General features: G+C 63.9%; 20 protein-coding genes. 16 read left to right on the top strand and 4 right to left on the bottom strand.

The features are described 5' to 3' along the window. Window positions 1-97 precede the first annotated feature (97 nt). The 7 genes from A3840_RS07230 (at window position 98) to A3840_RS07200 (ending at window position 7,096) form a co-directional block, all read left to right on the top strand. Window positions 98-2,464, top strand: coding sequence for an aldehyde dehydrogenase family protein (locus A3840_RS07230; RefSeq protein ID WP_067454096.1), 2,367 nt, complete (start codon window positions 98-100; stop codon window positions 2,462-2,464). Between the two features lie 3 nt (window positions 2,465-2,467). Continuing rightward, window positions 2,468-2,758, top strand: coding sequence for a DUF6958 family protein (locus tag A3840_RS07225; protein WP_067454093.1), 291 nt, complete (start codon window positions 2,468-2,470; stop codon window positions 2,756-2,758). A 3-nt stretch (window positions 2,759-2,761) separates the two neighbouring features. Beyond that, entirely contained in the window at window positions 2,762-4,081 is a 1,320-nt protein-coding gene (gene deoA, locus A3840_RS07220; RefSeq protein ID WP_067454091.1) for a thymidine phosphorylase, read from the top strand. Between the two features lie 137 nt (window positions 4,082-4,218). Next, the gene (locus A3840_RS07215; protein ID WP_067454089.1) at window positions 4,219-5,436 is read left to right on the top strand and encodes a phosphopentomutase; all 1,218 of its coding nucleotides are present in this window, start codon (window positions 4,219-4,221) and stop codon (window positions 5,434-5,436) included. A 24-nt stretch (window positions 5,437-5,460) separates the two neighbouring features. Then, window positions 5,461-6,102, top strand: coding sequence for a uracil phosphoribosyltransferase (gene upp, locus A3840_RS07210; protein WP_067454086.1), 642 nt, complete (start codon window positions 5,461-5,463; stop codon window positions 6,100-6,102). Between the two features lie 184 nt (window positions 6,103-6,286). Continuing rightward, on the top strand, window positions 6,287-6,682 hold the full coding sequence (locus A3840_RS07205) for a VOC family protein (RefSeq protein ID WP_067454083.1): 396 nt from the start codon (window positions 6,287-6,289) through the stop codon (window positions 6,680-6,682). Between the two features lie 177 nt (window positions 6,683-6,859). After that, window positions 6,860-7,096, top strand: a complete 237-nt coding sequence (locus A3840_RS07200) for a hypothetical protein (RefSeq protein WP_067454080.1) — start codon at window positions 6,860-6,862, stop codon at window positions 7,094-7,096. A 6-nt stretch (window positions 7,097-7,102) separates the two neighbouring features. Here the strand turns inward: A3840_RS07200 and A3840_RS07195 are convergent, their stop codons facing one another. From A3840_RS07195 to A3840_RS07180, 4 genes are all read right to left on the bottom strand, one after another. After that, a complete protein-coding gene (locus A3840_RS07195) occupies window positions 7,103-7,723 on the bottom strand; it encodes an HAD family hydrolase (RefSeq protein ID WP_067454077.1) in 621 nt (206 codons plus the stop codon). Between the two features lie 71 nt (window positions 7,724-7,794). Beyond that, window positions 7,795-8,370, bottom strand: a complete 576-nt coding sequence (locus A3840_RS07190) for a TadE/TadG family type IV pilus assembly protein (RefSeq protein WP_067454074.1) — start codon at window positions 8,368-8,370, stop codon at window positions 7,795-7,797. Beyond that, window positions 8,367-8,933: a TadE/TadG family type IV pilus assembly protein gene (locus A3840_RS07185; RefSeq protein ID WP_067454071.1), complete on the bottom strand. Its 567-nt coding sequence runs from the start codon at window positions 8,931-8,933 to the stop codon at window positions 8,367-8,369. Before A3840_RS07185 ends, A3840_RS07190 begins: the two co-directional genes overlap by 4 nt. A 113-nt stretch (window positions 8,934-9,046) precedes the next feature. Continuing rightward, window positions 9,047-9,490, bottom strand: a complete 444-nt coding sequence (locus A3840_RS07180; RefSeq protein ID WP_067454069.1) for a pilus assembly protein N-terminal domain-containing protein — start codon at window positions 9,488-9,490, stop codon at window positions 9,047-9,049. 370 nt (window positions 9,491-9,860) lie between these two features. Here A3840_RS07180 and A3840_RS07175 point away from each other — a divergent pair, with 370 nt between their 5' ends. From A3840_RS07175 to A3840_RS07135, 9 genes are all read left to right on the top strand, one after another. Beyond that, window positions 9,861-10,049, top strand: a complete 189-nt coding sequence (locus tag A3840_RS07175) for a Flp family type IVb pilin (protein ID WP_067454066.1) — start codon at window positions 9,861-9,863, stop codon at window positions 10,047-10,049. 113 nt (window positions 10,050-10,162) lie between these two features. Continuing rightward, window positions 10,163-10,663 carry an A24 family peptidase gene (locus tag A3840_RS07170; protein ID WP_109442295.1) on the top strand — a complete coding sequence of 167 codons (501 nt, stop codon included), beginning with the start codon at window positions 10,163-10,165 and terminating at the stop codon, window positions 10,661-10,663. Window positions 10,664-11,205: 542 nt separating this feature from the next. Further along, a complete protein-coding gene (gene cpaB / locus A3840_RS07165; protein WP_067454059.1) occupies window positions 11,206-12,126 on the top strand; it encodes a Flp pilus assembly protein CpaB in 921 nt (306 codons plus the stop codon). A 10-nt stretch (window positions 12,127-12,136) separates the two neighbouring features. After that, a complete protein-coding gene (locus tag A3840_RS07160) occupies window positions 12,137-13,546 on the top strand; it encodes a type II and III secretion system protein family protein (protein ID WP_082903712.1) in 1,410 nt (469 codons plus the stop codon). A 24-nt stretch (window positions 13,547-13,570) separates the two neighbouring features. Next, a complete protein-coding gene (locus A3840_RS07155) occupies window positions 13,571-14,845 on the top strand; it encodes a CpaE/TadZ family protein (RefSeq protein WP_067454052.1) in 1,275 nt (424 codons plus the stop codon). Between the two features lie 32 nt (window positions 14,846-14,877). Continuing rightward, the gene (locus tag A3840_RS07150) at window positions 14,878-16,383 is read left to right on the top strand and encodes a TadA family conjugal transfer-associated ATPase (protein WP_067454049.1); all 1,506 of its coding nucleotides are present in this window, start codon (window positions 14,878-14,880) and stop codon (window positions 16,381-16,383) included. 5 nt (window positions 16,384-16,388) lie between these two features. After that, entirely contained in the window at window positions 16,389-17,363 is a 975-nt protein-coding gene (locus A3840_RS07145) for a type II secretion system F family protein (protein ID WP_067454045.1), read from the top strand. A 19-nt stretch (window positions 17,364-17,382) separates the two neighbouring features. Continuing rightward, window positions 17,383-18,393, top strand: coding sequence for a type II secretion system F family protein (locus tag A3840_RS07140; RefSeq protein WP_067454042.1), 1,011 nt, complete (start codon window positions 17,383-17,385; stop codon window positions 18,391-18,393). Between the two features lie 70 nt (window positions 18,394-18,463). Continuing rightward, entirely contained in the window at window positions 18,464-18,991 is a 528-nt protein-coding gene (locus tag A3840_RS07135; RefSeq protein ID WP_067454039.1) for a GrpB family protein, read from the top strand. Window positions 18,992-19,020 lie beyond the last annotated feature (29 nt).

Raw genomic sequence — 19,020 nt, 5'->3', positions numbered from 1 at the left:
CCGCGAAAGTGGGGACCTCCGTTCGGTGGACGCCAAGAACAAAGGTTCCCGCTTTCGCGGGAATGACCCAGCGGGTGAACGCACCCCGGAGGAAGACATGAACAAGATCGCGCAAATCTTCGAGACGCTCGACTACGGTCCGGCCCCGGAAGCGGCGGACCAGGCCAATGCCTGGCTCGACGGCAGGGGGCGCGCTTTCGGCCATTTCATCGACGGTAAATGGACCAAGCCCGGCAAAACCTTCGTCTCCACCAACCCGGCCAATGGCAAAAAGCTCGCGGATGTCACCGATGGCACCGAGGCCGATGTCGATGCCGCGGTGCAGGCCGCCCGCGCGGCGTTCAAGGGATGGAGCGCCCTGCGCGGCTACGAGCGCGGCAAATATCTTTATGCCATTGCCCGCATGATCCAGAAGCATTCCCGGCTGTTCGCGGTGCTCGAAACCATGGATAATGGCAAGCCGATCCGCGAGAGCCGCGACGCCGATATCCCTTTGGTGGCACGGCATTTTTATCATCATGCCGGCTGGGCCACCCATATCGAAAGCCAGTTTCCCGGCATGGCGCCCTATGGCGTCTGCGGCCAGATCATCCCCTGGAATTTCCCGCTATTGATGCTGGCCTGGAAGATCGCCCCGGCCCTGGCTGCCGGCAATACGGTGGTGCTCAAGCCTGCCGAATTCACCTCGCTCACCGCCTTGCTGTTCGCCGAGATTTGCGAACGTGTCGGCCTGCCCAGGGGTGTGGTCAATATCGTCACCGGCGAGGGCGATACCGGCGCGGCCATCGTAAACCATTCTAATATCGATAAAATCGCCTTCACCGGTTCCACCGAAGTGGGCAAGATCATCCGCGCCGCGACAGCCGGTTCCGGCAAGGGGTTGAGCCTCGAGCTCGGCGGCAAGTCGCCCTATATCGTCTTCGAGGACGCCGATCTCGACAGCGCCGTGGAAGGCCTGGTGGAAGCGATCTGGTTCAATCAGGGCCAGGTCTGCTGTGCCGGCTCGCGCCTTCTGGTGCAGGAAAGCATCGAGGAACGTTTCCTCGCCAAGGTCAGGACGCGCATGGCCAAGCTACGGGTCGGCGATCCCCTTGATAAATCTATCGATATCGGCGCCCTGGTCGCCCCGGTGCAGGTCGAGCGTATTCGCGATCTGATGAAGAAGGGCGTCGCCGAAGGCGCCATGGTCTATGAGCCCGATGGCCAGGTTCCGGCCGATGGCTGTTTCCTCAAGCCGGCGCTGGTCACCAATGTCTCGCCCGCTAACACCTTGGTTGCCGAAGAGATTTTCGGCCCGGTGCTGGTCGCCATGAGCTTCCGAACCCCCGAGGAAGCAGTGGCTTTGGCCAACAATACCCGCTACGGCCTCGCCGCCACGCTCTGGAGCGAAAACATCAATCTGGCCCTGGACATAGCGCCAAAGCTCAAGGCCGGCGTGATCTGGGTCAACGGCACCAACCAGTTCGATGCAGCGGTGGGTTTCGGCGGCTACAAGGAAAGCGGCTATGGGCGGGAAGGCGGCCGCGAGGGCATGGCGGCCTATCTCAAACCCTTGTGGGAAAAGGATTTAAAGCCTGCCGCCGTTGCCAAGTCGGTTGCGGCCAAGTCCGCCAATCCGCTGGATGGCGGCCATCTCGACCAGACGGCGAAAATGTATATCGGCGGCAAGCAGGCGCGGCCGGATTCGGGCTATAACCGCCCGGTCTTTGGCCCCAAGGGCGAGCTGATCGGCGAGGTCGGCGAGGGCAATCGCAAGGATATCCGCAACGCGGTAGAAGCGGCTCGCACCGCCTCCGGCTGGGCCAGTACGGCCGCCCATTCGCGCGCGCAAGTGCTTTATTTCCTTGCAGAAAATCTCGATTACCGCCGCGACGAATTCGCCGCCCGCATCAAGGCCCAGACCGGTGAGGACGGGGCCCTGGAAGTCGCCCAATCGGTCGAGCGGCTGTTCGCTTTTGCCGGCTGGGCGGACAAGTTCGATGGCGCGGTGCACAACCCGCCGATGCGGGCCATTGCCGCCGCCATGGTCGAGCCCCTGGGCGTGATCGGCATTGTAGCAAGTGATAACAATCCGCTGCTTAATGCTGTCAGCCTGTTAGCGCCGACAATCGCCATGGGCAATACGGCGGTCCTTGTGCCGTCCTCGCGTCATCCTTTGTCGATGACCGACTTCTACCAGGTGCTCGAAACCTCCGACATGCCATCCGGCGTCGTCAATGTCGTCACCGGCGACAGCCTGACCCTGGCCAGGACGCTCGCCGAGCATGATGGCGTCGACGGGCTCTGGTTCATGGGATCGGCGGAAGGCTCGGCCATGGTCGAGAAGGCTTCGACCGGCAATCTCAAGCAGACCTGGACCAGCCGCGGGCTGGATTACGATCTCAGCGATCCGCGTTTTGCCGGGGACTATTTCCTGTCCAGGGCGACGCAGGTGAAGAATGTCTGGATTCCGTACGGAGCGTGAATCATGGCCGAAAAGATTGAAATCGAGAATGTCGGCCAGCCGGGCAAGACTTACCGCGTCGATGCCAGCAAGTTCGCTGCGATGCAGGAAGCGGTGCTCGCCACCCTGCCGGGCGAGGCGCCGGGCATGTTGGTCAAAGATCTCATCGCCGGGGTAAAGCCCAGGCTGCCGGCGGACCTGTTCCCCGGCGGAGAGAAGGCCGGTTGGTGGGTCAAGTCCGTGCAGCTCGATCTCGAAGCCAAGAAAGTCATCGCCCGCGCCGACAAGCCGCCCGTCCGGCTCTATCGGCGCTAGCCCATGGTCTTCCTGCCGCAAGAAGTCATCATCAGGAAGCGTGACGGCGAGGCGCTGGCGGGCGACGATATTGCCGCTTTCATTGCCGGCTTTGCCGATGGGTCGGTCTCCCACGCCCAGGCGGCGGCCCTGGCCATGGCGATCTATTTCCGCGACATGAACATGGACGAGCGCGTGGCGCTGACCCTGGCCATGCGCGACAGCGGCACTGTGCTCGACTGGTCAGACCTCGACGGGCCGGTGGCCGACAAGCATTCGACCGGTGGCGTCGGCGACAATGTGAGCCTGATGCTGGCGCCGATCCTGGCGGCCCTGGGCATCTATGTCCCGATGATTTCCGGGCGCGGCCTTGGCCATACCGGCGGAACGCTCGACAAGTTCGATGCCATTCCCGGCTACAGCACCAGCCCCGACAATGCCCTGTTCCGCCAGGTGGTGCGCGAGGCCGGCTGCGCCATTATCGGCCAGACGGCGGACCTCGCCCCGGCCGACAAGCTGCTCTATGCCATCCGCGACGTCACCGGGACGGTTGAATCCATTCCGCTGATCACCGCCTCGATCCTGTCCAAGAAGCTGGCGGCGGGCCTCGATGCGCTGATCCTCGACGTGAAGACCGGCTCGGGCGCTTTCATGCCGGCGCTGGAAAAGTCGAGAAGTCTGGCGGAAAGCCTCGTCGCGGTCGCCAATGGCGCCGGCCTCAAGACCGGCGCGCTGATCACCGACATGAACGAACCCCTGGCCAGCGCCGCCGGCAATGGGCTCGAAGTGCGCAACGCCGTCGATTTCCTCACCGGCGCGCACCGCGATGCGCGGTTGGAAATCGTGACGCTGGCGCTTTGTGCCGAACTGGTGCTGATGACCGGTAAGGCGGATTCCATCGAAAGCGCCGGCGGCCAGGTGGAGGAGGCTCTTCATTCGGGCCGCGCCGCCGACCATTTCGGCCGGATGGTCGCGGGCCTGAGTGGCCCGGGGGATTTCATCGAGAACATGGACGCCTATCTGGTGCCCGCGCCCATTGTCCGCGACGTGTTCGCCCCGGGGCAGGGGACGATATCGGCCATCGATACGCGCGGCGTCGGCATGGCGGTGGTGGCGCTTGGCGGCGGACGGGCGACGCCCAGCGACAGCATCGACCATCGCGTCGGGTTCGACCGGCTGGCCGGCCTGGGCGCCAAGGTCGATGCGAAAACGCCGATCGCGCGGATTCACGCCGCCGACGAGGCGAGTGCGGCCGATGCCGAGGCGCGTTTGGTGCGCGCCTATGGCCTGGGCGGCGAGGTGGTGGAAAACGCCCTGATTGCGGGGCGGGTGGAACCCACATGAGCGCGATCTCTCCTCTGCGTCATCACCCGGCCTGTCCGGGTGATCCAGCCGATGCATTCCCGTGCGCCGCGCCATGGATTGCCCGGACGAGCCGGGCAATGACGCCGACTTTAAAGCTGGTGGGATAGGAGACGAAAATGCCCCGCGCCATAATCTGCCTGCTCGACAGCGTCGGGATCGGCGGCGCGCCCGATGCCGATGCTTATGGCGATGTGGGGTCCGATACGCTCGGCCATATCGCCGAATGGGCTGCTGCCGGCAAGGCCGACCGGCCCGGGCTGCGCGCCGGACCGCTGCGCCTGCCCAATATGGACGCCATGGGTCTCGGCGCCGCGATGCAGCTCTCGACCGGGAGGTTGCCGCCGGGCTTTTCCGACAGGCCCAGGGGCGGACGCTTCGGCGTCGGCCGTGAAATTTCCAAGGGCAAGGACACGCCCTCCGGCCATTGGGAAATCGCCGGGGTGCCGGTGCCCTTCGAATGGGGCTATTTCCCGCAGGCGGTTCCGGCCTTTCCGCCCGAACTCACCGAAGAACTGATCCGCCGCGCCGACCTGCCCGGCATTCTGGGCAATAAGCACGCCTCGGGAACCGAGATCATCGCCGAACTGGGCGAGGAGCATATCCGCACCGGCAAGCCCATTTGCTACACCTCGGTGGATTCGGTGTTCCAGATCGCGGCGCACGAAACTCATTTCGGGCTCGACCGGCTCTACGAGCTATGCCGGATCGCCTTCGAATTGACCGAACCGCTGAAAATCGGCCGCGTCATTGCCCGGCCGTTCATTGGCGATAGCCCGGACAGCTTCAAGCGCACCGGCAATCGCCGCGATTTCGCCATTGCGCCGCCCGAGCCCACCCTGCTGGATCGCAATGCAGCGGCCGGCCACCCGGTTTTCGCCATCGGCAAGATTTCCGACATCTATGCGGGCTCCGGCGTCACCCACAAGCTCAAGGGCACCGGCATTCCGCAATTGTTCGACCGGACGCTGGAAGCCATGGAAATGGCCGCGGACCGGGCCTTCATCATGACCAATTTCGTCGATTTCGACAGCGAATACGGCCATCGCCGCGACGTGCCGGGCTATGCCGCCGCGCTCGAACTCTTCGATGCGCGCCTGCCCGAAATCATCGCCGCCATGCGCCATGACGACCTGCTGGTGCTGACGGCGGACCATGGCAACGATCCGACCTGGAAAGGCACCGACCATACGCGCGAACAGGTGCCCATCCTGGTCTTTTCCCCAGCCCTCGGGCCCGGGGAGATTGGCATTCGCTCCACCTTCGCAGATATTGGCGAAAGCATTGCCGCCTGGCTGGGCCTGGCCCCCGGCCGCCACGGCAAATCCTTCCTTTGAAGTCCCAGCGCCGAGGTCATCGAGATGAGCGAATTTGCGGGTAATGTCACGGTGCTCGATCATCCGCTGATCCAGCACAAGCTCACCATCATGCGGAACAAGGAAACCTCCATTGCCGGGTTCCGCCGGCTGCTGCGCGAGATCGCCCATCTCATGTGCTATGAGGTGACGCGCGATCTCGAACTGGAAATGGTGGAGATCGAAACCCCGATGGCGCCGATGCAATCGCCGGCCATCAAGGGCAAGAAGCTGGTTTTCGCCTCCATCCTGCGCGCCGGCAATGGGTTGCTCGACGGCATGCTCGACCTGGTCCCCGCCGCTCGCGTCGCCCATATCGGCATGTATCGTGACCATGAGACGCTGGAGCCGGTGGAATATTACTTCAAGGCGCCTTCGAGCCTCGAAGACCGGCTGATCATCGTCGTCGATCCCATGCTGGCCACCGCCAATTCGGCCACCGCGGCCATCGAAAAGCTCAAGGAACGCGGCGCCAACAATATCCGCTTCCTCTGCCTGCTCGCCGCGCCGGAAGGCATCAAACACTTCACCGAGAGCCATCCCGACGTACCGGTCTATACCGCCGCCATCGACAGCCATCTCAACGAGAAGGGCTATATCGTGCCCGGCCTGGGCGATGCCGGCGACCGCATGTATGGGACGAGATGAAGGCACGACCATAGCCCTTCGCGCGTAGCGCTACGGGCGTTCTTCCGGCAAAGGTCCACCGGACCTTTGCATAGGCGGCTTATCACTTCGACAAGCTCACCATGAGGTCTACTCGAAATCCCCGGTGGACCTCATCCCGAGCCTGTCGAAGGACGAGGGCGTGGCGGCGCAATAGGAGATAATCATGGCCAAGCTCGTTCATTCGATGATCCGCGTGCTCGATGAAGCCCGCTCAATAGCCTTCTACGAAAAGGCCTTCGGGCTCGAGATCGTCGACAGGCTGGATTTCGACACGTTCACCCTGGTCTATATGAAGGGCGACGAAATTGGGTTCGAGCTGGAACTGACCATCAACAAGGGCCGCACCGAGCCCTATGACCTCGGCGACGGCTATGGGCACCTGGCGGTGGTGGTGGCGGATGTCGAGGCCGAACATGCCCGCTTCTCGGCCGAAGGCCTCACGGTGGGCAAGCTGGTCGATTTCAGGAATGGCGACGTTCCGGTGGCCAGGTTCTTCTTCGCCACCGATCCCGATGGCTACAAGATCGAGGTCATCCAGAAGGGCGGGCGGTTCGGGTGATCTACTTACCTCTCCCTTGGGGGAGAGGTCGGCGGCGCAGCCGACGGGTGAGGGGGCCTTGCTGTTTGGCGGCAGAGGCCTCCTCACCCGCCCCTTCGGGTCGACCTCTCCCCCAAGGGAGAGGTGAGGCATGAACCAAGTCCAGCCTGGCAAGTTTCTCTCCAAAGGAGAAATGCCATGACCCAAATCGATCCCGCCATGCGCGAACCCAAGGGCGATCACAATCGCCGCCTGTCCCTGGGCATCGATCCGGATCGCTTCGCGGCGCTGGCCGGCATCAGCACCGAGGATTTGCGCAAATATGAGCTGACCAGCCCCGACGAGGACTTCGACCTCGACGTGGCCCGAAGGGTCGGCGCGGCGCTGGACCGGCTGGAAGCCGATCCGCCGCCCAGCCAGGCGGTGCGCAATTGAGGCGCCTTATTTCGCCTTGAGCGGCAGGCCCAGCGCGATCAGGTCGGCGCGCAGATGCACCGGGTCCTTGAAATGGATGCCGTGCATGCCGAATTTGCGCGCCGCCACGATATTGGGCTCGCTGTCGTCGATGAAGACGCAGGATTCCGGCGCCATGCCATAGCGCTCGCAGAACACGCGATAGATGCGCGGATCGGGCTTCACCAACCCTTCGAGGCCGGAGACGATGACGCCGTCGAATTTTTCCAGGAACGGCCATTCGCCCAGCCGGGTCATCCATTTCTCCCAGGAGAAATTGGTGATGGCGAAGGTGGGTATGTCCTGTTCGATCAGCTCGTTATGGATATCGATCGTGCCCTGGATCAGCGGGCCGAAGGTCTCGGTCCAGCGCTGGTCGAAGGCCTGGATTTCACGCCAATATTTGGGGAAGCGCGTCACCAGCTTGGCCACGCCCTCGGCGTAGATTTCTCCGGCGTCGAATTCGAGGTTCCAGTCGCTGGTGCAGATGTTCTGGTGGAACCACAGCGCCTCTTCCTCGGTCTCGAACAGCTTACGGAACAGATAGAGCGGGTTCCAATCGACGAAGACGCCGCCGAGATCGAAAACGGGGATGATAGTATCGTGCATGCTGGCCTGCCGGGTGGGAGGAATGTTCGGCGGCTTGTGGCATGCGCCAGCGGGGGGAGCAAGCGCCGCTGCTAGTTGACCGTGATCGAGCCGCCGAAGCGCGGCAGGTAGAAGCTCGACCGGTAGAGATTGACCGGCTGATTGAAGATCATGCCGAAGAGCGGGGTGAAGGAATAGCTGGCCTCGCCCACGATCACGGTGCGGCCCCTGGAAATGGCGATCATCTCGTCCGGCAGCGGATAGGGGGCATTGTCGGCATGGGGCGTGATGGCCGAATAGACGCCATCCTGATATTGCCGCGACCAGGCAACCGTCGCTGTTCCAGAGTCGTCCACATTGACCGCCGTCACCACCTGCAGCACCGGATCGGACGAATAGGGGGTCATGATGCCGCTGGCGGCGCGGAAATAATCCTGGATCTGCGTGGCCGTCAGCGTCCCGTCGGCGCGCGCCACCAGGTCGCCGATCGTGCCGGCCACCGATTGCACCTTGCGGTCCACCGAGATCAGCGTGCTGGCCTCCATGGAGCCGAGATAGACCACCAGCATGAAGGGCAGGATCAGCGCGAATTCGATGGCCGCGACACCGCGCTCGGCCCGGACGAACCGCGCCAGGAGCGACCCGGCCAGGCGCCAAAGCGTGCTCATGAGGGGAAAGGCTCGTTCTGGAACACGGCCGCCGTGCCCATCAGCCGCTTGCCATCGGCCAGATTGGCCATGCCCAGGGGGCCGAATTGCAGCAGCACCGGATAACGATAATGCACCTGCACCAGCACCACGCTGCGGCCCGTGCCGGGGGTCCAGGCCTCGGGCACCGTCCATTGGCATTCCGACGCGCAGGCGGGGTCCACCGGCACCACCACGGTCGCCGATTGGAAATTGGTGACTTCCACCACCCGCATATGCAGGCCCGCGCAATCGGGGAACAGTCCGAAAAGCCGGTCGCAGACCTGCTGGCGGAAGGTCTCGATCGTGCCGCCCGATTGCTGGACCTGCCCGGTGCGGATCTGGCGCGAGGCGTCGTGCACGGCGCTTTCCAGCACCTGGCTGGACAGGAATATCACCGAAGTCTGCAGGATGCCGGCAATAATCAGGAAGAAGGGAAAGGCCAAAAGGCCGAATTCCACCGCCGTGACGGCGCGCTCGTCGCGGCGCAGGGCGCGCCCGCGGCTCCGGACCCCGTCGATAAAGCTGGCGAAAGGATTGCTCATGGCCCAAGCGGAATTGCGTACCGCGCGACCCTAGGGGCAGAGCGCTAATGGCGAGTTAGCGGAACGGCGCGAAAAGCGCTCGATCCGTGTCATGGTGAATAAAGGCTTGCGCCTCAATTGGCGGCCGATTGCACCAATTGCGAGGAGGCCAGGGTCTGCCCGGCAAAGGCGTTGTCGTCGCCCATCATCACCACCGGCTGGCAGGTGGGTGCGCAGGCAAGCGTGGTGCGGGCCTGGCCCTGATAGACGGTCATGACGCCGGCCTGCATCTGCACCACTTCCACCATGGTGTCGGCAATGGGCTCGCCGCGCCCGTCCAGCACGATCAGATTGGTCTGGCCATAGCTCTTGCCGGTCAGGATCAGCGTGGTCGGGTCCTGGATGGTCACATCGGCGATGCCCGGATTGCCCACGATCACCGTGGCGGCCGGGGCGCTGATGCGCAGCACCCGGGCCATGTTCACATTGACATTGATCGGCCCCCCGTCCTGCGCCAGGGCGGGCAATGGCGCGAAGAGGCCGGCGGCAAGCAGCAGGGCGGCGGCAATTCGGGACATGGCGGGCTTTCCGGGAACAGGGCGATACTGGCTTTACGATCCGCCAGAATGGTAAATACTTGGCAAACGCGCCAATCCCGCCGATGCGTTAAGGGCGGGCCGGGTAATAATACGGCTGAGGTTGCTGAGGGTGCTGCGCAGAAAGAATACGCTTCTATATTACATAGGCGCGGGCCGCTCACGAATGTATAGAATGCAAAGTTGTTTTTTAACGTCTTGATTACTAAGAAAAATATGCGGCGCCTGAAGTTGAAGGGCGGGGTCTCGATTAACGCTATTTCAATAGGTGCTGGCTAGCTTCGCGACATGTTCGTTGTGTGACGTGTCCGACATAGCCGTCACTCGAGAACGTGTAAAAAGGAGCCTGGGAATGAACATTTTCGCACGTTTCGCGCAGGACGAGTCGGGCGCGACCGCAATCGAGTACGGCCTGATCGCCGCGCTCATCTCCGTCGGCATCATCGCCGCCGCCTCGCTGCTGGGGACCAATCTCGGTAACCTCTTCAACGGTATCGCCAACACGCTGAACGTTACCGTTCCGGACGGCAGCGGTACCTAATATTCTGCTTACGGTGGATATGAAAGGGAAGGCCCATCGGCCTTCCCTTTTTATTTGACGTTTCTTAAGATCGGCCGGGCAATCTGGGGGCAGGGATTGTCGGAATCATCATCATGTCCACGCTTGCGCTTTTGTTCTTTCCTCTGGCCATGGCCTTCGCGGCCTCGTCCGACCTGCTGACCATGCGCATCTCCAACAAGCTCGTGCTGCTGCTGGCGGCCGGCTTCGTGGTCATGGCGCTGGCGGTCGAACTGCCCCTGCAGCAATTCGCCATGCATGTGCTTTGCGCCCTGGTTGTCCTGGTTGTCGCCTTCGGGCTGTTCGCCCTGCGCTGGATCGGTGGCGGCGACGCCAAGCTGGCGGCCGCGACGACGCTCTGGCTCGGCTTCGGCCTGACCTTGCCCTACCTGGCCTATACGGCCCTGCTCGGCGGCGCGCTGACCTTGATCATCCTCATTCTGCGCCGCATGCCGCTGACGCCCCTCATCGCCCGCTTCGAATGGCTCAACCGCCTGCACGATCCCAAGCAGGGCGTGCCCTATGGCATCGCCATGGCCATTGCCGGGCTGCTCACCTATTCCAATACCGCCATCTTCGAGCGCCTCGCCGCCTAGATCGGTTCATTCAGCTGGAACCGCGGCTCTTTTGCTTCCCTCACCCTAAAGAGGAGGGTTTGAGGGAGGGGCATCGGTGGACAGCTGAGCCACCCTACCCACTGATCGTCACCCTCGGGCTCGCCCCGAGGGCGTTTGCGATAGGGCCAAAAACAAAGAACCCTCGGGTCAGGCCCGAGGGTGACGATCCTGATTGGGTCAGATGCCCGTAAAGCAGTCCACATTCAGCCGTGTCCGTCTAAACGTGAAACGATCTAGATCGTTCTGGGCCAGCGCAGCGAACGTCGGGATAGGGCGGGCGCCGGCGTCGCTTTCGTCAAGTCCGAACCTCCAGAAGCACTAAGAACATGGGATCTCTGCTTATACGGTCTATCTCACTCGTCAAAGCTATTGGCGGCCTTTAGTCATTACTCGCAAATCGCGAGTATTCATCAGTTGTTAACGCTTCTTGAAAAGCGCTGATTAACTAAAACTTGACCGTTTGCTTTCATAGTCCAGCCGGTGGAATTGGGCATGGGCCCGACATGCAACCGGAGTGGGTCATGAGGCCGGCACGTATTATCCTGTTGTTGGTGGCCGTTCTGGCCGGGGGGCTCGCCGCCTTCCTGGTTACCCGGGGCGGCGCCCCTGCGCCCCAGCCGCAGGTCGTCACCCAGGTGGTCGAGGAAGCCAAGACCCAGATCCTGGTGGCCAAGGCGGCCATCGGCATCGGCGAGCGGCTCGGCCCGGCTTCGGTGGAATGGCAGGATTGGCCGCAAGGCGCGCTGCGCCCCGAATATGTGACCGTGGCCGCCATGCCCGATGCGCCGGCGCAATTGACCGACGCCGTGGCGCGGTTCGAATTCTTCCCCGGCGAACCGATCCGCGAGGCCAAGCTGGTCCGCTCCGACCAGGGCTATCTCTCCGCCGTCCTGGCTCAGGGCAAGCGCGGGGTCTCGGTGGGCGTCACCGCGGCCTCCAGCGCTGGCGGCTTCATCGTTCCCAACGATCACGTCGATGTGGTCCTGACCAGCGCTTCGGCGATGGGGCAGCGCTCCGAGGTCATCCTGTCGGACGTGCGCGTGCTGGCCATCGGCAAGCGCCTGGGCGAAATGGGCACCAGCGGCGGCAATACCGAGGGCGACGGCACGAGCCCGCAGCCGGTCACCTTCGACAGCAGCACCATCGCCACGCTCGAACTCGATCCGGCCCAGGCCGAAATCCTGATCAACGCCTCGACGCGTGGGCAATTGAGCCTGACCCTGCGCTCGGTCGCCGATTTCAACCGCGCCGATCCGGGCCTGGCCACTGCCTCGAACCAGGCCGTGCGCATCATTCGCGCCGGCCGGGAGCAGAGCGTCATCACCGGCGCCAGCTCCGGCCAGCAGCCGAACGGCTCTTTCCATTCCGCCGAAGAAACCGGCTATTCCGCAGACAATCAGTTCCAGCCGGCAGTCGAAATGCCGCAGGTCCTGCCGCAATAGGGGCGTGAAGATGCAGAACGCAAAAGCCTTTATGCTCGCTCGTCCGATCCGGATGGCGCTGCTCCCGGCCCTGCTGGCCGCGATGCTGGCGCCGGCTCTGCCGGCAATGCCGGCCCTCGCCCAGGCCCAGGCGCAGGTGACCATAGCCGGCACCGCCTATGGGGCGGTGCGCAAGATGGATGTGGAACTCAACAAATCCATGATCGTCGACCTGCCGGCAGGGGTGGCCGAGGTCATCGTCTCCCAGCCCAATGTGGCGGCGGCCATTATGCGGACCCGGACCCGCGCCATCGTGCAGGGCATTACCGGCGGCGACACCAATATCTTCTTCTTGGACGACAATGGCCGCACCATCCAGGTGCTGGACCTGCGCGTCATCGAGCAGCCCTCCCAGGTCGGCAATGCGCTCGAGGCGGCGCTGACCCGCGTCATTCCCGGTTCCCACATCAGCGTTGAATCGGTCACCCTGGGCGATACCAATCGCGTCGTGCTGACCGGCAACGTGCGGACCGCCGAGGACAGGGAGCGCGCCAGCGCCATCGCCGTGCAGTTTGCCGGCGGCGCGGAGAATGTCGCCAATATCATCGATGTCGCCGGCGCCCAGCAGGTTATGCTGCAGGTCACCGTGTCCGAAATCCGCCGCGATGTCGCCAAGCAGCTCGGCATCAATCTGTCCGGCTCGGCGACCATCGGCAATGTGGCTTTGGGCTTCAACAGCACCCCGAACACCAATACCACCGCCTTTACCGGCACGGGCAGCTTCCCCATGGGCGACGTGCAGCTCAACGCCACGCTCAAGGCGCTGGAAAACCGCAATGCCCTGCGCCTTCTCGCTCAGCCGGTGCTGACCGCCATTTCGGGCCAGATGGCCTCGTTCCTGGTTGGCGGCGAATTCCCCATCAGCACCCGGGATTCCAACGGCGCCATCAACACCACCTTCAAGGAATATGGCGTGCGGCTGAACTTCACGCCGACGGTGAAATCCAGCGGCGCCATCGGCCTGGCAGTCGATACCGGCGTCTCCGAATTGCAGGCGGGCACCACCAGCCTCAGCCGGCGCGACGTCAAGACCACGGTGGAACTGGCGCCGGGCACGACCCTGGCGATCGGCGGCCTGCTGAGCGAAACCTCGAGCAGGGACATGAACCAGATTCCCGGCCTGGGCAATATTCCCATCCTGGGCGCGCTGTTCCGGTCCAACGAATATCGCAGCCAGCAGACCGAACTGGTGGTTCTGGTAACCCCCTATCTGGTCAGCCCCAGCCCGGCCAATTCCATCCCGGTGCCCACCGACAGCGTGCTGATCGGCGGCGATGCCGAAGCGGTTTTCCTCGGCCGGCTCGAACATATCTACGGCGTCGGCGCCACCGGCGAATTCCGCTCGGGCTATTCCGGCTCGGTCGGTTTCGTCCTGGATTGATCGCGGATCAGGAGCAGTTCTTCCATGCGTTTCCTCACTCCCGACCAGCCTCCCAAGGTTGAAGAACCCGGTTCCGAGATCGCCTCGGGCGCGCGCCTGGTTCCCCGCATCACCATCCAGGCCTTCTGCGAGCATTCCCAGACCGCCCAATTGGTCGAGAGCGCCCTGCATGACCGGCGCATGTCCAAGGTGGCGCTGACCACCCATAATGGCGGCATCGAGGGGGCGGTGGAGACCTACAAGTCCAATCCCACGCCCAATCTGATCATCATCGAGACCGTCCTGCCCCCCGGGGACATTCCCAAGGCGCTGGAGCGGCTGGCCGAGGTGTGCGACGCTTCCACGCGGGTGATCGTGCTCGGCCATGTCAACGACGTGCTGCTCTATCGCGACCTGATCCGCTCGGGCATTTCCGAATATATCGTGCTGCCCGCCAGCACCGCCGACATCGTCACCGCCATCACCGAACTCTATGTCGCCGAAGGGGCCGCGCCCATCGGGCGCACCATCGGCTTCGTCTCGGCCAAGGGCGGGGCAGGGGGCTCGACCACGGCGCATAATGTCGCCTGGGCCATAGCCACCAATTTGCGGCAGGACTGCCTGATCGTGGACATGGACCTGCCCTTCGGCACGGCCGGGCTCAACTTCAACCAGGACCCGCCCCATGGCCTGGCCGATGCGGTGCTGGCCAGCCAGAAGGTCGACCAGACCATGCTCGACCGCCTGATGAGCAAGGCGGCCAATCACATCAACCTGCTGACCGCGCCGGCTACCCTGGACCGGACCTGGGATTTCGAGGAGCGCGATTTCGAGCAGATCATCGAAATCTGCCAGAAGAGCGTGCCGGTGATCGTGCTCGACATTCCCCATGCCTGGAATGCCTGGACCCGCCAGACCCTGGCCTCGCTCGACGAGGTGGTGATCGTGGCCGAGCCGGACCTGGCCAATCTGCGCAATGCCAAGAACCTGGTCGATGCCATCAAGGCGTTGCGCCCGGTCGACAACGCCATCAGCCTGGTGCTCAACAAGCAGGGCCTGCCCCGAAGGCCCGAAATCGGCGCCGCCGAATTCGCCTCCTCGGTGGAATGCCGGCTGATCGGGCAGATCGGCTTCGACGCGGCCACGTTCGGCACCGCCGCCAATAACGGCCAGATGATTGCCGAGGTCTCGGCCAATCACAAGGCCAACGAGGCCTTTGCCGCCATCGGCATGCAGGTCACCGGCCGGCAGGTCAGCCATGGCGCGGGCAGGGCCGCCAGCCTGCTCAAGCTGCCCACCCTGTTCAAGAAGCGGGCCTGAGCGGTCCAGGAACGCACCGAGGACGGATAGAGATGTTTGGCAAGCGCACCACATTCGGAGGCAATACGCCGGGGATCGGCGAAGCGCCCCGGCCCGTCGCCAGCCCGCCGCCCGCCCCGGTGGCGATGCCGGCGGCCCAGCCGACCCAGCGGCGCGCCGGCGATGGCGACGCCATGGCCGCCCGCATGCGCACCACCGACGAGGTGCTCGATGTGCGCGCCCCCGCCGACGCCCAGCGCGCCAAGGAATATTTCCAGACCAAGTCCGCCATCTTCAACGCGCTGATCGACTCGATCGATCTCAGCCAGCTCGCCACCATGGAGAACCAGGCGGCGCGCGAGGAAATCCGCGACATCGTCTCGGAAATCATCGCGCTCAAATCCATCGTCATGTCGATTTCCGAGCAGGAGGACCTGCTCGAGGATATCTGTAACGACGTGCTGGGCTACGGCCCGCTGGAGCCGCTGCTGGCGCGCGACGACATCGCCGATATCATGGTGAACGGCAGCCAGAAATGTTACATCGAAGTCGGCGGCAAGGTGCGGCTGACCAATGTGCGCTTCCGCGATGACGCGCATCTGATGAATGTCTGCCAGCGCATCGTGTCCCAGGTCGGCCGCCGGGTCGACGAAGGCTCGCCCATCTGCGACGCGCGCCTGCCCGACGGCTCCCGCGTCAACGTCATCGCCCCGCCTCTCGCCATCGACGGCGCCGCGCTCACCATCCGCAAGTTCAAGAAGGACAAGCTGACCCTCCAGCAGCTGGTCAAATACAATTCCATCTCGCCCGAGGGGGCCGAGGTGCTGCGCGTGCTGGGCCGGGTGCGCGCCAATGTGCTGATTTCGGGGGGTACCGGTTCGGGCAAGACCACGCTGCTCAACTGCCTCACCGCCTTCATCGAGAAGGACGAGCGCGTCATCACCTGCGAGGACTCGGCCGAACTTCAGCTCCAGCAGCCCCATGTGGTGCGGCTGGAAACCCGCCCGCCCAATCTCGAGGGCGAGGGCGAGATCACCATGCGCGATCTCATCAAGAACTGCCTGCGCATGCGTCCCGAGCGTATCATCGTCGGCGAGGTCCGTGGCCCGGAGGCCTTCGACCTGCTCCAGGCCATGAATACCGGCCATGACGGCTCCATGGGCACGCTGCACGCCAATAGCCCGCGCGAAGCCCTTTCCCGTCTCGAATCCATGATCACCATGGGCGGCTATGCCCTGCCCAGCCGCACCATCCGCGAGATGATCGTCTCCTCCATCGACGTCATCGTGCAGGCCGCCCGCCTGCGCGACGGTTCGCGCCGCATCACCCACATCACCGAAGTGCTGGGCATGGAAGGCGATGTCATCGTCACCCAGGACGTGTTCGTCTACGACATCCTGGGCGAGGATTCGGGTGGCATGCTGATCGGCAAGCACCGCTCCACCGGCATCACCAAGCCGCAATTCACCGAGCGCGCCCGCTATTTCAACGAAGAAGCCAACCTGGTCGAGGCCCTGGAACGGGCCAATACCGAGCAGCACGAAATCCTGGGGATGTAGCGGCGATGAACACCCTGCTGCTCGCGCTGCTCGCCATGGTCACAATCGGCGCCGCCGGTTTCGCGCTGGTGCCCTCGGCCCTGGGCAACAAGCGCGCCGATCAGCGCCGCAAGGCCTTTCAGGGCGACCTGCGCGCCAATCGTCGCGAGGCCGACGCCAACCGCACGCGCGAATCCCGCCGCAAGAACGTGCAGGACGTGCTCAAGGCCCAGGCGGACGAACTCAACGCCAAGAAGCGCCTGACCATTGCCGATCTCTTGTTCCAGGCCGGCATGACCATCAGCCCGGCGGCCTTCATCCGCAACAGCGTGATCCTGGGCGCCGGCCTGTTCCTCGTCCTGATCCTGGCACAGATGCCCTTCTATTTCGCCGCGATTTTCGCGGTCGCCGGCGGCTACCTGCTGCCGCGCATGTATGTCACGCGCAAGCGCAAGAAATATCAGGACCGGTTCCTGGACGAATTGCCCAATGCCATCGAAGCCATCGTGCGCGGCGTCAAGACCGGCCTGCCGCTCAACGATTCCATGCGCGTGGTCGCCAAGGACACCAAGGAGCCGGTGAAATCCGAATTCGGCCGCGTGCTGGACCAGCAGAGCTTCGGCTTTTCCATGACCGATGCGGTGCAGATCCTGCTCGACCGGGTGCCGCTGCCGGAAGTCAATTTCTTCGTCGTGGTCATTTCGGTGCAGCAGCAATCGGGCGGCAATCTCTCCGAGGCGCTGGGCAATCTGGCCCGCGTGCTGCGCAATCGCCGCAAGATGAAGCAGAAGGTCAAGGCCATGTCCTCCGAGGCCAAGGCCTCGGCCGGCATTATCGGCTCGCTGCCCATCGTGGTGGCGGTGCTGGTCTCGCTGGTCTCGCCCGCCTACCTGCTGCCGCTCATCGCCACGCCCATCGGCCAGGTCTGCCTCGCCGTCGGGGTGATCATGCTGGCCACGGGGATTTTCGTCATGAGCCGCATGGTGCGCTTCGAGTTCTGATGGCCGGGGGGATGGATATATGAACATCGTCGATCTTCTCACCCGCGGCGATTTCCTCATCGCCGTCCTGGCCTCCATCTCGGCGGCCGCCGTGGTTTTCACCTTCGGCTCCTCGCTCATCGTCCGCCAGGAGATGAAGGGCCGCATCAAGCGCGTGGCGCTGGAGCGCGACAAGATGCGGGCCGAGGAAATGGCCCGCCTGCGCGGCACCGGCCCGCAGGATGCCCGCGCCTCGATCCGCCGCGGCTCCGAAACCAAGTCCTATATGAAGAACGCGGTGGACCGCTTCGACCTCAAGAAGGCGTTCCAGGACGAGAATACCGTCGACCAGCTGGCCATGGCCGGCCAGCGGGGGCAGGGGGCGCTGACCACCTATCTCTTCCAGCGCTTCGCCACGCCCATCGTCATCTTCGTGCTGGCCGCGCTCTATTTTCTTGTCCTGGCGCCCGGCGGCCGCCCGGCATATCTCAACCTCGTCTATGCCATCGGCGCGGGGCTGGTGGGCGCCTATCTGCCGGTCCTGCTGCTCAAGAACCGCATCCAGAAGCGCCAGCATTCCATTCGCCGCTCCTGGCCCGATTGCCTCGACCTGCTGCTGCTTTGCGTGGAGGCGGGGATGTCGATGGAACACGCCTTCAAGCGCGTCGCCCGCGAGATCGGCGGACAGAGCCCCGAACTGGCCGAGGAACTGACCCTGACCATGGCGGAACTGTCCTTCCTCGAGGACCGCACCCGCGCCTATGAAAATCTGGGCCGCCGCACCGGCCTCGATGGCGTCAAGGCGGTGATGACCGCGCTGATCCAGGCCGATCGCTACGGCACTTCGGTGGGCCAGGCCCTGCGCGTCATGGCCGAGGAAGGCCGCGAGGCGCGCATGATGGAAGCCGAAAAGAAGGCCGCCGCTCTGCCGCCCAAGCTCACCGTGCCGCTGATCGTCTTCTTCCTGCCGGTGCTGTTCATCGTCATCCTCTCCCCGGCCATGATCAAGGTGTTCACCGGCTCGGTGGCCTCGACCATCGGGGGCGGTTGAGGGCGCGGCTGGGGCTGCCGGGGCAGCGGCGATAGTTATGGGGGTGGGTTGCAGCCACCACGAGGGCCGAATGCTTGGGCTGAAGCACGGGATAAACTATCTGGTCGATTTCCAACCAGGTTGGAAGCTGGAATTTGAGGCGGAACGTGACCGGATCCAAGCCGCCCTTGGCCCCCTCGCCAGGGGCGTCGAGCATTACGGGTCAACCGCCGTCGAGGGTATGAGAGCAAAGCCGATAATCGACATTCTGGTCGGCGTGTCTCCGCTGGCGCTCTGGGAGGAATGCGCCGAGCCGCTGGGAGGCTTGGGGTATGACTATGCAGCGCATGCGGGCGTTCCGGGGCACTACATTTTCGGAAGAGGCCGGGACAGCAGCGAGCGGACGCACCTGCTCCATGTCGTTGAATTCGAGGGGCCATCCTGGACCTCGAACCTGCAATTGCGGGACGCTCTGAGGCGGGATGAACGTCTCCGCAAAAGCTACATTGCCGCAAAGGAGGCGGCGATTGCGGCGGCTCCGGTGGGGCGGGCGCAATATAACGAGCTGAAACGAGGCTTCATTGACCAGGCGAAGGCCGCAATAGCCAGTCGAGATTAGGCGTTTCAGCGTCGAGCTGAAACGGCTGC

This window comes from Devosia elaeis (genome assembly GCF_001650025.1).
Classification (GTDB): Bacteria; Pseudomonadota; Alphaproteobacteria; order Rhizobiales; family Devosiaceae; genus Devosia; species Devosia elaeis.
The sequence above is the reverse complement of the archived record's forward strand: the minus strand, read 5'-3'. Positions and strand labels throughout refer to the sequence as shown.